At 61.3% G+C, this 13,764-nt stretch carries 9 protein-coding genes; 8 read left to right on the top strand and 1 reads right to left on the bottom strand.

The features are described 5' to 3' along the window. The first annotated feature begins 58 nt into the window (after positions 1-58). From QP305_RS00315 to QP305_RS00325, 3 genes are all read left to right on the top strand, one after another. Complete coding sequence (locus QP305_RS00315) at positions 59-934, top strand: D-hexose-6-phosphate mutarotase (protein WP_284903240.1); 876 nt, start codon at positions 59-61, stop codon at positions 932-934. A 196-nt stretch (positions 935-1,130) separates the two neighbouring features. Further along, a complete protein-coding gene (uvrB, locus tag QP305_RS00320; protein ID WP_284903241.1) occupies positions 1,131-3,209 on the top strand; it encodes an excinuclease ABC subunit UvrB in 2,079 nt (692 codons plus the stop codon). 317 nt (positions 3,210-3,526) lie between these two features. Next, positions 3,527-4,525: a TerC/Alx family metal homeostasis membrane protein gene (locus tag QP305_RS00325; protein WP_284903243.1), complete on the top strand. Its 999-nt coding sequence runs from the start codon at positions 3,527-3,529 to the stop codon at positions 4,523-4,525. Between the two features lie 95 nt (positions 4,526-4,620). On the opposite strand, the gene QP305_RS00330 is transcribed toward QP305_RS00325, so the two are convergent. After that, on the bottom strand, positions 4,621-5,595 hold the full coding sequence (locus QP305_RS00330) for a bile acid:sodium symporter family protein (protein ID WP_284903245.1): 975 nt from the start codon (positions 5,593-5,595) through the stop codon (positions 4,621-4,623). Between the two features lie 72 nt (positions 5,596-5,667). Here QP305_RS00330 and uvrA point away from each other — a divergent pair, with 72 nt between their 5' ends. From uvrA to whiA, 5 genes are all read left to right on the top strand, one after another. Continuing rightward, positions 5,668-8,511 carry an excinuclease ABC subunit UvrA gene (gene uvrA, locus QP305_RS00335; RefSeq protein ID WP_284903246.1) on the top strand — a complete coding sequence of 948 codons (2,844 nt, stop codon included), beginning with the start codon at positions 5,668-5,670 and terminating at the stop codon, positions 8,509-8,511. Between the two features lie 6 nt (positions 8,512-8,517). Then, the gene (uvrC, locus tag QP305_RS00340; protein WP_284903247.1) at positions 8,518-10,506 is read left to right on the top strand and encodes an excinuclease ABC subunit UvrC; all 1,989 of its coding nucleotides are present in this window, start codon (positions 8,518-8,520) and stop codon (positions 10,504-10,506) included. A gap of 93 nt (positions 10,507-10,599) precedes the next feature. Continuing rightward, positions 10,600-11,547 (top strand): RNase adapter RapZ, encoded by a 948-nt coding sequence (gene rapZ, locus QP305_RS00345; protein ID WP_284903248.1) that lies wholly within the window; start codon positions 10,600-10,602, stop codon positions 11,545-11,547. Beyond that, a complete protein-coding gene (locus tag QP305_RS00350) occupies positions 11,547-12,503 on the top strand; it encodes a gluconeogenesis factor YvcK family protein (RefSeq protein ID WP_284903250.1) in 957 nt (318 codons plus the stop codon). The genes rapZ and QP305_RS00350 overlap by 1 nt, the downstream gene beginning before the upstream one ends. An 84-nt stretch (positions 12,504-12,587) precedes the next feature. Further along, positions 12,588-13,574: a DNA-binding protein WhiA gene (gene whiA, locus QP305_RS00355; protein WP_087070770.1), complete on the top strand. Its 987-nt coding sequence runs from the start codon at positions 12,588-12,590 to the stop codon at positions 13,572-13,574. The last annotated feature ends 190 nt before the right edge of the window (positions 13,575-13,764 follow it).

Genomic DNA, 13,764 nt, shown 5'->3' on the forward strand with positions numbered 1-13,764 from the left:
TGCGGGCGGCCGGTATGGTCGCCCGCATCGCACACATAAAGAAAAACAAGGAGTACACATGACGCAGAGCATTCCCTTTGCCGAGCAGAATATCGCCGGCGTCAGCCTCGTCACCCGTGGGGACCTGAGCGCGCTGGAGATTAACACCGATACCGTATCCGGTACCGTTTTCCCCTACGGCGCCCACGTTGCCTCCTGGAAACCGGCTGGCTTCGAGGACGTCCTCTACATGAGCGAACTATCCGGCCTCACGCAGGGCACTCCTATCCGGGGTGGTATCCCGGTGGTAGCCCCGTGGTTCGGCCCCTCGGATAACGGCCTGCACGGCTGGGCCCGCATCCAGGATTGGACCCTCGAATCCGTAAGCGGGGATTCCACCGCGGTGGAAGCGACCTTCACTCTCGCGGGTAGCGCCCTGGGTGGAGAGCTGGGTGATTCCCTCAAGCTCGCCTACACCGTGCACCTGGGCAGCGATTTCTGGGTACGGCTGAGCGCCACCAATACCGGCACGGAAAACATTGCGCCGGAGCTGGCTCTTCACGCCTACTGGGCGGTGGATGCCCAAGCGCTTCGCATCGAAGGTATCGAGGAGGGCGGTATTGATCGCCTCGCCGATAATGCGCAGCTCCCGGCCGGGCCTTTCGAGGAGCTCGCGGGCCAGACCGTGGATCGCTTCTACCCCTTCGCGGGCGATATCGTGCTCGTGGACGCGGGCGGGAACCGTAAGATCACGCTGAGCTCGGAAGAATCCGATAAGTCCGTGGTGTGGAACCCGGGCACGAAGGGCTCGGCCGCGAATGCGGATATGCCCGATGATGCCTGGAAGCATTTTGTGTGCGTGGAAGCGACTCGGGTGCGCGAAGGTGCCCCGCAGCTCGCGCCGGGGGAGAGCGCCACGCTCACCCTGCACGCCACGGTTGAGCAGCTCGGCTAAGTTCGCCTGGCCTATGGTTCGCCTGGCGGCTATATTCGCCCAGTAACAGGCAAACGTAGCTGAAAGCAACCGATAGTCGTTTGTTACGACGACGGCGCCCAGTGGCCGGATACCGTCCCGAATTTCTTCGGGCCGTTATCCGGCCACTGGCGTATTTCATACCGCAATCCGGGACTTGGCTAGTAAGCTCGCCACTATGGCTCTTGATTCTGAGATTGTGCGCAGCGATAAGCCTTTTGAAGTTATTTCCGAGTATCGCCCCTCGGGTGATCAGCCCGCCGCGATTGCCGAACTCACCCGCCGCATTAACGACGGCGAAAAGGACGTGGTGCTGCTGGGAGCCACCGGTACCGGAAAATCCGCCACTACCGCTTGGCTTATCGAACAGGTGCAGCGCCCCACCCTCATTATGGAGCCAAATAAAACCCTGGCCGCGCAAATGGCAGCGGAATTCCGCGAACTCATGCCCAATAACGCGGTGGAATACTTTGTTTCCTATTACGATTACTACCAGCCCGAAGCCTACGTTCCCCAAACCGATACCTTTATTGAAAAAGATTCCTCCATTAATGATGAGGTGGAGCGGCTGCGCCATTCGGCTACCAATTCGCTCCTCACCCGGCGGGACACCGTGGTGGTGGCCTCTGTTTCCTGCATTTACGGCCTGGGCACTCCGCAGGAATATGTTGACCGCATGGTGCAACTCCACGTGGGCCAACAACTGGATCGCGATGAGCTGCTGCGCACCTTCGTATCCATGCAGTACACCCGTAACGATATTGCCTTCACCCGCGGCACCTTCCGGGTGCGGGGCGATACCGTGGAGATTATCCCCGTCTACGAAGAGCTGGCTATCCGCATTGAATTCTTCGGCGATGAGATTGACGGGATTTCTCTTCTCCACCCGCTCACCGGGGATGTTATCCAACGCACCGATACCGCGCATGTATTCCCGGCTTCCCACTACGTGGCCGGCCCCGAGCGGATGGAACGCGCTATTCGATCCATTGAGGAAGAACTGGCCGAACGCCTGGAGTATCTGCGCGCCCATAACAAGCTCCTTGAGGCGCAGCGCTTGGAAATGCGCACCAGCTACGATATAGAGATGATGCGCAATATCGGAACAACGTCCGGTATTGAAAACTATTCGCGGCATATTGACGGGCGCGGCCCGGGCACCGCCCCGAATACCCTCCTCGATTATTTCCCGGACGATTTCCTCCTTATCCTCGATGAATCCCATGTGACTGTTCCCCAGATTGGGGCCATGTACGAAGGGGATATGTCCCGCAAACGCACCCTGGTGGAATACGGCTTCCGGTTGCCCTCCGCCATGGATAACCGCCCCCTCAAATGGGAGGAATTCCTCGACCGTATTGGCCAAACCGTGTACTTATCCGCAACGCCTGGCAAATATGAACTTGGCCAAGCGGACGGCGTCGTCGAACAAATTATTCGACCCACCGGTTTGGTTGATCCCCTTATTAAAGTCAAGCCCACCGAAGGGCAGATCGATGATTTGCTCGAAGAAGTGCGGGTGCGGGCCGAACGTGATGAGCGGGTGCTCGTCACCACGCTGACGAAGAAAATGGCTGAGGATCTCACCGCGTACCTGGCGGATTGCGGAGTGCGGGTGGAGTACCTGCATTCGGATGTGGATACCCTGCGCCGCGTGGAGCTGCTGCGGGAGCTGCGGCTCGGGAAATTCGATGTGCTCGTGGGTATTAACCTGCTGCGCGAGGGGCTAGATCTTCCGGAAGTCTCGCTCGTGGCGATTCTCGACGCCGATAAGCAGGGCTTTTTGCGATCCACCACCTCGCTTATTCAGACCATCGGGCGCGCGGCCCGTAACGTTTCCGGGGAAGTGCATATGTACGGGGATAGCATCACCCCGAATATGCAGCAGGCTATTGATGAAACGAATCGGCGCCGGGAGAAGCAGCTCGCCTACAACCGCGAACACGGTATCGATCCGCAACCGCTGCGCAAACGCATCGCGGATGTGACCGATATGCTGGCCCGCGGGGATGTGGATACCGAACAGCTCCTTGCCGGCGGGTATCGCCAGGAACCCGCGCATGCCCGGGCCCGCGCTTCGGAAGCGGAAATTGCCCGCGCGCAGGGCGGGAAAGAGCTGCGCGAACTCATTACCGAGCTCACCGCGCAGATGCACGCGGCCGCCGAACAGCTCCAATTTGAGCTCGCGGCGCGCTACCGCGATGAGATCAAGGATCTGAAAAGCGAGCTGTGGCATTCCCAGCAGGCCCAAAAATAAAACGGCTGCACGGGAGCGGCACCGGAGGCACGCGGAAGCCGCGCGTCCGCCTGTGCGCACCGCGCACGGCACACAAGCCACATATGAAACACGGCTCGGCGGTGCTCCCCATCGTGTAAAGTGTGCACTCGTGGAGGGGAGTATTCCCATCAACCACCGATTCGTCAGCACGAGACCCACCCGGGTCGTCCGGATCGGAGACCTGCCGCGGCCGCGCGCCCGGCGGGTGGGGAGAGACCTCCGGTCATTCCATCCGGAGGGTATTTATGCTTTCATACGCCACGGGTGTGCTGCCGTTGACGAGCACGCCCGAGCAGATGTCGGTCCATTTGGCCGAGTGGATTCTGCTGTTCGTCGTCGTTATCGGTATTTTCGCCTTTGATCTGCTGTCCCACGTGCGCAAACCGCACGAGCCCAGCATGAAAGAATCGGCCGGTTTCCTGCTGTTCTATATTTTCCTGGCCGTCTGCCTGGGCGGATACCTGTGGTGGCGCCACGGGGATACCTTCGGATTGCAATTCTTCAGCGTCTGGGGCGTGGAATATTCACTTTCCGTCGATAATATCTTCGTCTTCATTATTATTATGGGTTCCTTCGCGGTGCCCCGGGCCCTCCAGCAAAAAGTGCTGTTCTGGGGCATTGTTATTGCGCTGTGCCTGCGCTTCATTTTCATCGTGCTGGGCAAGGTTATTGTGGAATCCCTGGCCTGGTCCTTCTTCCTCTTCGGTGCCTTCCTGCTGTGGACCGCATTCTCGCAGGTCAAAGAAGGGCTCTCGGAAAGCGAACCGACGGGCGAGGAAGCCGATAACTTCTTCGTACGCCTGGCGCGCCGCACCCTCCCGGTCGCCGAGGATTACCACGGCGACCACTACATCGTGAAGCGCGGCGGCAAGCGCTATATCACCCCGCTGCTGCTGTGCATTATCGCCATCGGCGGGATCGACCTCATGTTCGCCCTCGATTCCATCCCGGCCTCCTTCGGTTTCACCACCGAACCTTTCATTATTTTCGCGGCGAATGCCTTTGCGCTCATGGGCCTGCGCCAGATGTTCTTCCTGGTCGATGGCCTGCTCGAACGCCTCGTGTACCTGCACTTCGGCCTGGCCGCGATCCTCGCCTTCATCGGCTTCAAACTCATTTTCGAAGCCCTGCATCATTACGATATTGCCACCGGCTTCTTCGAGTTCACGCCGCTGAGCTCGCTGCTCGTCATCGTGGTCATTATTGTGGTGACGGTGGTGGCGTCCCTGCTGCGCTCGCGTTCTCTCGCGCGTAAGGAGAAGAACGACGACGGCGCAGCTGGCGGCGCAAACTAAGGGGTGCGTGCCGATAGCGCGAGGCGCTAGTGCTAACTGATTGGCTGAGCGCCCGTTAATCGGCGCTGCGCCGTGCTCATTGCTGTGGCGCCGCACTAATCGGCGCTGCGCCGTGCCAGGTGGCGAGCCAGAATCGCGCACACAAAAATTTGTAGCTGGTGGAAAATAACCACCGGGACGGACAGCGGGGCGACCGTGGCCGGGGAGAATAGTGCCTTGGCCATCGGGAGCCCCGTTGCCAATGATTTCTTCGAACCGCACATGAGCACCACGATGCGATCCTCCAAGGTCATCCGAGCCAGGCCCCCGAGCCACCAGGTAATCGAAAGCATGGCGGCTAGCAGCACGCAGCACAGGGCAAGCAGGCCGAGGATCGTCCAGAGCGTCACTCCCGCCCAGGCGCCTTCCGCGGTGGCATTGAGCACGGAGGAGAGCACGATGAGGATAATCGAGGTGTTATCCACCGTACGCACTAGCCGCGGGTGAGCCCGGAACCAGGTACCCACCCAGGGCTGGAGGCACTGCCCGATAATAAAGGGGAGGAGTAGCTTGAGGAGCACCGAATTAATAGATCCGGCCGAAGCTCCCTCCACGTGCAGGAAAAGCAGCACGAGCAGCGGGGTGAGGAAAATCCCGGCAATATTGGAGACGGTAGCGGAAGTGACGGCAGCGGCCACATTCCCACGGGCAATGGACACCATCGTGACCGAAGATTGGATGGTAGACGGCAGTAGCGCCAGGTAGAGGAAACCGAGGGCGAATGCCGGGCCCAGGAAAGGCGCCACCAGGTGGCCCAGGGCGAAACCGAGAAGCGGGAAAATGAGGTAGGTGCACAGGAACACCAGGCCCTGGAGTTTAATATTACGCAGCCCGGCCAGCACATCCCGGGTGCGCAGTCGCATCCCGTATACCAGAAAAACGCAGGCCACCGCGAGGTCGGAAACCGTACCTAGATATGCCCGGACCGCACTGGGCGCCGGAATAAGAAGCCCGGCGATCATCGCGAGGATAATGCCGGCCACCAGGGGATCGGGCCGGTAGCGGAGGAGACGTGCTCGGTTAGTTGCCATGGGAACCAGCCTAGCGTGAACATTGCACCATCCGGTTATCGAACCTGTGTTCAACCGTGTAAGCTTGGCCGGGTGAGTGATGTTATCCATGTTCAGGGCGCGCGGGAAAATAACCTCCGTAATATCACGGTGGATATTCCCCGCGATCAACTCGTTGTCTTTACCGGGCTTTCGGGCTCCGGTAAATCCTCCCTGGCTTTTGACACCATTTTTGCCGAAGGGCAGCGCCGCTACGTGGAATCGCTGAGCTCCTACGCTCGCATGTTCCTCGGCCAGATGGATAAACCAGATGTGGACCTCATTGAAGGGCTGTCCCCGGCGGTCTCCATCGATCAGAAATCCACCAACCGTAACCCGCGCTCCACGGTGGGCACGGTTACGGAAGTCTATGACTACCTGCGTTTGCTCTACGCGCGGGCCGGGGTACAGTACTGCCCGGAATGCGGCGCGAAAATCACCGCCCAAAGTGCCCAGCAAATCGTGGATACCCTCCTCACCTACCCGGAAGGTACCCGTTTCCAGATCCTTGCCCCGGTGGTACGTGACCGCAAGGGCGAATACGCGGATGTGTTCACGGATCTCGCCCAGGCCGGCTACACCCGCGCCCGGGTCGATAGCGAAGATATCCGCCTGGATAACCCGCCCAGCCTCGATAAGAAACTGCGCCACAATATCGACGTCGTTGTTGATCGCCTCGTGGTACGCGAAGGCATCACCAGCCGCCTCACCGATTCGGTAGAACAGGCTCTCGGACTCTCCTCCGGGCTCATGGTGGTGGAATTCGTGGACGCGGCCGAAGGCGAAGAACGCTCCCGGCGTTTTTCCGAGCACCGTTCCTGCCCGAACGGGCACGCCCTCGCCCTGGAAGAAATCGAACCGCGCACCTTCTCTTTTAACGCTCCCTACGGGGCCTGCCCGGCTTGCGATGGCCTGGGTTCCACCCTGGAAGTGGATCCGGATCTGGTGGTCCCGCATCCGGAGAAAACCCTCCGGGAGGGCGCCATTGCCCCGTGGACGAGCCACCAGGATTTCTTCACCCGCCAGATGGAAGCCCTGGGGGAGGAACTTGGCTTCGATGTGGATACCCCCTGGAAGGACCTGCCCAAGAAAGCGCGGAAGGCCCTGCTGGAAGGCAATAACTACAAGGTCACCGTCAAGTACCGCAATCGCTGGGGCCGGGAAAAAACCTATGCCACCGGCTTCGAGGGGGTCCTCGGCTACGTCAAACGCAAGCATGGGGAAACCGAATCCAGCTGGTCGAAGGAACGTTACGAAGGCTATATGCGGGAAATTGCCTGCTCGGCCTGCCACGGTGCCCGCCTCAAGCCGGATGTGCTGGCGGTGCGCATTGGAGACCTCAATATTTTCGAGCTGTGCTCCCTCGCCATCGACGATGCCAAAGCCTTCCTCGATTCCGTGGAACTCGATGCGCGCCAAGCCCAGATCGCCGCGCAGGTACTGCGTGAAATCCAGGTACGGATGGGATTCCTCGTGGATGTGGGGCTGTCCTACCTCACCCTGGCGCGGGGCGCCTCCACGCTTTCGGGCGGGGAAGCCCAGCGTATCCGCCTCGCCACCCAGATCGGTTCCGGCCTGGTGGGCGTGCTCTACGTCCTCGACGAACCGTCTATCGGCCTCCACCAGCGCGATAACGAAAAACTCATCGGCACCCTCGTCAAGCTCCGCGACCTGGGGAATACCCTGATCGTCGTCGAACACGATGAAGAAACGATTCGCACCGCCGATTACGTTATTGATATCGGCCCGGGTGCGGGAGAATTCGGGGGGCACGTTGTCTACGCCGGAGATGTTGCGGGCTTGAGCGCTTGCGAAGAATCCGTGACCGGTGCATATCTATCCGGGAAACGTGCCATAACGACGCCGCAGCAGCGGCGCACTGTTGATCCGCAGCGGAAAATCACGGTGCGGGGCGCACGGGAAAATAACCTCAAAAACGTGGAGGTGTCTTTCCCCCTCTCTACCTTTATCGCGGTAACCGGGGTGTCCGGCTCCGGGAAATCCACCCTCGTTAACCAGATTCTTTACCGTTCCTTGGCTAACCAGCTCAACGGTGCGCATACCGTTCCGGGGCGCCACCGGGAGGTCACCGGGGCCGGGGAGCTCGATAAGGTCGTGCACGTGGATCAGTCACCCATCGGGCGCACCCCGCGCTCGAATCCGGCCACCTACACCGGGGTATGGGATAAAGTGCGCCAGCTCTTCGCCCAAACCCAGGAGGCGAAGGTGCGCGGCTACGGCCCGGGGCGCTTCTCCTTTAACGTTAAGGGTGGCCGCTGCGAAGCTTGCAAGGGCGATGGCACCGTGAAAATTGAGATGAACTTCCTCCCCGATGTGTATGTGCCCTGCGAGGTCTGTCACGGCACCCGTTACAACCGGGAAACCCTGGAAGTGAAGTACCGCGGGAAGAACGTCTCTGAAGTTCTTAATATGACCATTCACGAGGCCGCGGAATTCTTCGATCCCATCACGAATATCACCCGCTATCTCACCACCCTGGAACGGGTGGGCCTGGGCTACGTGCGTTTGGGGCAGTCGGCAACCACGCTTTCCGGCGGGGAAGCCCAACGCGTCAAGCTCGCTTCGGAATTGCACCGCCGCTCCAGTGGCCGCACTGTCTACATCCTGGATGAGCCCACTACGGGCCTGCATTTTGAGGATATTCGCAAGCTCCTCCTGGTGCTGCAATCCCTCGTGGATAAAGGCAATACCGTTATTGTTATCGAGCACAATCTCGATGTCATTAAATGCGCGGATTGGGTTATTGACATGGGGCCGGAAGGAGGCGCCGGCGGGGGTACCGTCGTCGCCACTGGAACCCCGGAACAGATCGCCGCGGTGCCCGAATCCTATACCGGGCAATTCCTCCGCCCCCTCCTGGAGGAGACGAGGAGGTGACCAGCCGTGGCTGATCCACGCAGCTACCGCCCGGCGCCGTCGTCCATTCCCACCGACCCGGGCGTCTACCGTTTCGTGGACGGTGAAGGGCGCATTCTTTACGTCGGGAAAGCGAAGAATCTACGCAACCGGCTCCAGAATTATTTCCAGCCGCCCGAACGCCTCATCCCGCGTATCCGCACCATGGTGCATACCGCCACCAATGTGGTGTGGGTGGTGGTGGGTAGTGAAATCGAGGCCCTCACCCTGGAATACTCCTGGATTAAGGAATTCGAACCGCCCTTCAACGTGATGTTTCGGGATAATAAGTCCTATCCCTACCTGGCGGTTTCCCTGGGGGAGGAGTTCCCGCGCGCCTATATCACCCGGGAAAAGCACCGCAAAGGCACCCTGCACTTCGGGCCGTACACCAAGGTGTGGGCGATCCGAAAAGTGCTGGACGCCCTGCTTCCCGTCTTCACTATGCGCTCGTGTTCCGATGCGGAATTTCGGCGAGGGCAGCGCACCGGGAAACCCTGCTTTAACACCCATATCGGGCTGTGCAACGGGGCCTGCGCCGGGCTGGTGAGCGCGGCGGAGAATCGCGCCGTCGCCGAAGAATTCGTAAAATTCATGGAATCGGACGGCAGCGATTTTATTCGCGCCCGCACCGCGGAGATGAAAAAAGCAGCTGCCGTGGAAGACTTCGAACGCGCCGCGAAACTACGCGATGAAATCACCGCGATGAAAACCGCAACCGAACGCAATGTTGTGGTCTTCGATTCCAATCTCAACGCCGATATTATCGGGCTGGAATCCGATGAAATTGATGCCTCGGTCCAGGTTTTTTACGTGCGCGGCGGGCGAATCCGCGGGCAGCGCGGCTGGGTAACAGAAACCGAAGGCACCGAACCGGCCGATATTATCAACGCGCTGCTCCTCCATATTTACGGCAATCCCGAATATGACTCCTATCGCGGGGTGGGGACCCAGGGAGACCGCACCGTGCGGGCCGGAACCTCCGTTGATGACCGGGATCACGTACCGCCCGGGGCCATCCCGGGGGAGATTTGGGTGCCGGTTTTCCCCTCGGATCGGGCCGGGCTGGAACGCTGGCTCGCACAGCGGCGCGGCGGGCCGGTCCACCTCAAGCGCCCCCAGCGCGGGCCCAAAGCCCAGCTGGCGGATACCGTGCACGCGAATGCCAAGCAGGCTTTCGACCGTAACAAGCTGGCGCGGGCCGCCGATATTACGGTGCGTTCCCAAGCCCTGGAAGAGCTGCGCATCGGCCTGGATTTGGATCGCGCCCCGTTGCGCATCGAAGGCTACGATATTTCCCATACCCAGGGCCACCAGCAGGTTGGCTCCATGGTGGTCTTCGAAGACGGCCTGAAGAAAACCTCCGATTACCGTCATTTCATTGTGCGCGGGCCGGAAGGGCAGGGGGCCCGTGATGATACCGCCGCGATGGACGAAGTGCTGCGCCGCCGGCTGCGCCGTTTGAACGACGACGACGCGCACGCCGCCGATGCCGGCGGCGTGGAAGACGAAGGTGCACCCACCGCTGCCCCGCGCCGTTTCGCCTACCGCCCCGACCTCCTCGTGGTGGACGGTGGGCTCCCGCAAGTCAATGCCGCCCAGCGGGTGGTTGATGAGCTCGGCGCCGATGTGCGGGTGGTGGGCCTGGCCAAACGCCTGGAAGAAGTGTGGATTCCGGGGGAGGAGTTCCCGGTTATTTTCCCGCGTACCTCGCCCGCGCTGCGCCTGCTCCAGCAGCTACGCGATGAATCGCATCGCTTCGCCATTACTTTCCACCGCAAGAAACGCGGCCAGGCGATGACCCGCTCCGCGCTCGATGCCATCCCGGGGCTAGGGCCGGCCAAGCAAAAGAAATTGTTGAGCGCGCTCGGTTCGGTCAAACGGATCCGGGAGGCCAGTATCGAGGAGCTCACCGAAGTACCGGGTATCGGCCCGGTACTCGCGGCAGCCATTAAGGAAGCACTGGGTGAAGAATAACGGGTTGGCCTCGCGCAAACTGGGCGCGGCGGGCCGTTAAGGAAGCATTACCGGAGGAGTAACGCTGACCGTTCCGTGTGGCATGATGGAGATATGAGTGACACGCGTGACATCAACGATACTTCCCGTATCCCCGCCATCGTTCCGGCCGCGGATTGCAGCACGGAACTACCGCCGGCCAACGTCCCGGAGATCATTATTGTGACGGGGATGTCCGGCGCGGGGCGCTCCCGAGCGGCTGCCACCCTGGAGGACCTCGGCTGGTACGTGGTAGATAACCTCCCTCCGCGCCTGCTCAGCGCCCTGGCCGGGCTGCTCTCCGGAAACGGGAAAGTGACCCGGATGGCCGCGGTGGTGGATGTGCGCTCCCGGGAATTCTTCGCCGAACTCCTGGAAGTCCTCACCGATCTCACGAATAGTGGTATTAATTACCGCATTATCTTCCTGGATGCCGATGATGCCTCGCTGGTACGCCGCTACGAAAGCGTGCGCCGGCCCCACCCGCTCCAGGGCCACGGCCGGCTTTACGACGGCATCACCGCGGAACGTAAACTCCTCGCGGATCTGCGCAGCCGCGCCGATTCCGTGATCGATACGTCGCGCCTTTCCGTCCACGATCTTTCCCGGAAAATCCGCCACCTCGTGGGCGAAACCTCCGGAACAGAAGCCACCCGCGTCACGGTTATGTCCTTCGGCTTCAAATACGGCCTGCCGCTGGACGCGGATAATGTGGCCGATGTGCGCTTCCTGCCCAATCCCTACTGGATTTCCGAGCTGCGCCACCTGAGCGGCCACGATGAGCCGGTGGCTCATTTCGTGCTGGAGCAGGACGGCGCGGAAGCTTTTGTGCGCGAGTACTCCCACCTCATCCACACCATCCTGGCCGGCTACGCCCGCGAGCTCAAACCCTTCACCACCACTGCCATTGGCTGCACCGGCGGGAAGCACCGCTCGGTGGCCATCGCGGAAGCGGTATCCGAAGCACTGCGGGCGGCCGGGCACTCGGTGCGCACCATCCACCGTGATTTGGGGCGCGAATAATGGGCGGGCGCGGTAGTCGCGGCCCGCGCGTCGTCGCCCTCGGGGGCGGTCACGGCCTGTACGCCTCACTTTCGGCCCTGCGACTCATCACCCAAAACATCACCGCCGTGGTCACCGTTGCGGACGACGGCGGCTCCTCGGGGCGCTTACGCGATGAATTCAACGTGATTCCGCCCGGAGATTTGCGCATGGCGCTGTCTGCCTTATGCGACGACGGCGAATGGGGCCAGACCTGGCGCGACGTTCTCCAATACCGTTTCTCCTCCGACGGCCCCCTCAACGGGCACGCCATGGGGAACCTTCTTATTGTTTCCATGTGGGAACAATTGGGGAGCACGGTTTCCGGCCTCGACTGGGTGGGCCAGCTGCTGCGCATTGACGGGCGGGTGCTGCCTATGTCACCCATTCCGCTGGAAATCGAAGCTCGGGTCATTGATGAGGAAGACGGCCCCCAGCTCTATCGCGGTCAGGTGGCGGTGGCAACGGCCCGCGGCAAAGTGGAGCACGTCAGCCTCATTCCGGAGAACCCTCCCGCCCAGCCCGAAGCAATCGCCGCTATTGACGAAGCCGATTGGATCGTATTCGGGCCGGGCTCCTGGTACACCTCGGTTATTCCCCACCTCATGGTTCCCGATCTGCACGCGGCCCTGGTACGCTCCCCGGCCCGCCGAGTCCTCGCCCTCAATCTGCGTACCGAGCGCGAAACCTGGGGGATGAGCGCCGCGGACCATATCCGTTCCTTCGCCCGCCATGCCCCTGATCTGCGCATTGACGTGGTGGTGGCCGATCCGCGCAGCGTGGACGATATCGGTGAAGTAGCCGCGGAAGCCGAAGGTATCGGGGCCACTCTCATGCTGCGACAGGTTAGAATGGGCGATAATCGCGCACGTCACGATGCGCTACGTTTGGCCGCTGCATATCGGGATGCCTTCGAAGGCGTCATAGGAGATTCCTAAATCGGAAGCTCCCGCACGGGGAAGAATCCACAACCGGGATATTCCCCGGTCAGCAGCGGTTCCACCATCGAAGGAAGGGGAGTCGTGTCCGCGTTAACACGTACGGTGAAAGATGAGCTAGCCACCGTTACGCCGGCCTCGCTTTCCGCCGCTCTGGCTGAACTCACCGCGATGTTCCGGTACGGCGGGGGATTGGCCGTGCGCTCGCGCACCCTGGAACTGGTGGCCGAAGTGGGCCACCGCCCCACCGCGCAGCGCCTGTGGGAACTGGTGCGCCAACTTTTTTCGGTGGAACCCGAACTTCTCTCGGTCTCCTCGCAGATGCGCCAGGGCCAGCGTTTCCTGGTGCGCTCCTCGGAAAACACCGAACGCATCGCGGTGAAACTCGGGCTCCTTGATGCGCACGGCCGGCCGGTACGCGGGCTTCCACCCGCGGTGGTGGGCGGCTCGAAAGCCGATGCGGGAGCTGCCTGGCGCGGAGCTTTCCTGGCGCGCGGCACCCTCATGGAACCCGGGCGCAATGCTTCCCTGGAGATCATTTGCCCGCGCCTCGAGGCGGCCTACGCACTGGGTGGGCTGGCCCGCCGCCTCGATATTCCCTACCGGGTACGCGAATCGCGCGGGGCCCACCGGATCGATATCCGCGGGGGCGAAGCGATCTCCGATATGCTCACCCGCATGGGCGCCAATGACGCCGTGCTGCGCTGGGAAGAATTACGTGTGGAACGGGAAGTCCACGGCACGGTTAACCGTCTTGCTAATTTCGACGACGCAAATATGCGCCGCAGTGCCGATGCCGCTGTTATCGCGGTGATCCGGGTCAAGCGAGCTTTTGAAATTCTTGGCACTGATGTCCCGGAGAATTTGCGGGCGGCTGGCGAAGCGCGCATTGCCCACCCGGAAGATTCCCTCAACCTGCTCGGGGAGCAACTCACCCCGCGCGCCACGAAAGATGCGGTGGCCGGGCGCTTGCGTCGGCTGAATTCCATGGCGGATAAGCGGGCCAAGGAGCTGGGCATTCCGGACACGATGGCCGCGGTGCGGGCGGCAGGGCACACGGCAATGTCCTAACGCGCGGTAGCGCGTTCGCCGTCGTCGAAAAATAGAACAGTCAAAAATGGGACTAAGGGCGTGTTATGCCGTTCTCAAGTTTCGCTCTGTGCCAAAGCTCGCAAGCTCCTTCCAACTGGCATTAGCCCCAGCCGAACGTGACCGGTAGAATAGTGAGTGGTTCCGAGAGAAGTTCTCGGACGGACTTCTC

Source organism: Actinotignum timonense, from assembly GCF_030216305.1.
GTDB classification, from domain to species: domain Bacteria; phylum Actinomycetota; class Actinomycetes; order Actinomycetales; family Actinomycetaceae; genus Actinotignum; species Actinotignum timonense_A.

Excerpts from the sequence above, each read along its gene's own strand:
- rapZ (WP_284903248.1), top strand. The coding sequence starts at position 10,600 with ATGAGTGACACGCGTGACATCAACGATACTTCCCGTATCCCCGCCATC.
- QP305_RS00325 (WP_284903243.1), top strand. The coding sequence starts at position 3,527 with ATGTCGGTCCATTTGGCCGAGTGGATTCTGCTGTTCGTCGTCGTTATC.
- QP305_RS00350 (WP_284903250.1), top strand. The coding sequence starts at position 11,547 with ATGGGCGGGCGCGGTAGTCGCGGCCCGCGCGTCGTCGCCCTCGGGGGC.
- QP305_RS00330 (WP_284903245.1), bottom strand. The coding sequence starts at position 5,595 with ATGGCAACTAACCGAGCACGTCTCCTCCGCTACCGGCCCGATCCCCTG.
- QP305_RS00315 (WP_284903240.1), top strand. The coding sequence starts at position 59 with ATGACGCAGAGCATTCCCTTTGCCGAGCAGAATATCGCCGGCGTCAGC.
- uvrB (WP_284903241.1), top strand. The coding sequence starts at position 1,131 with ATGGCTCTTGATTCTGAGATTGTGCGCAGCGATAAGCCTTTTGAAGTT.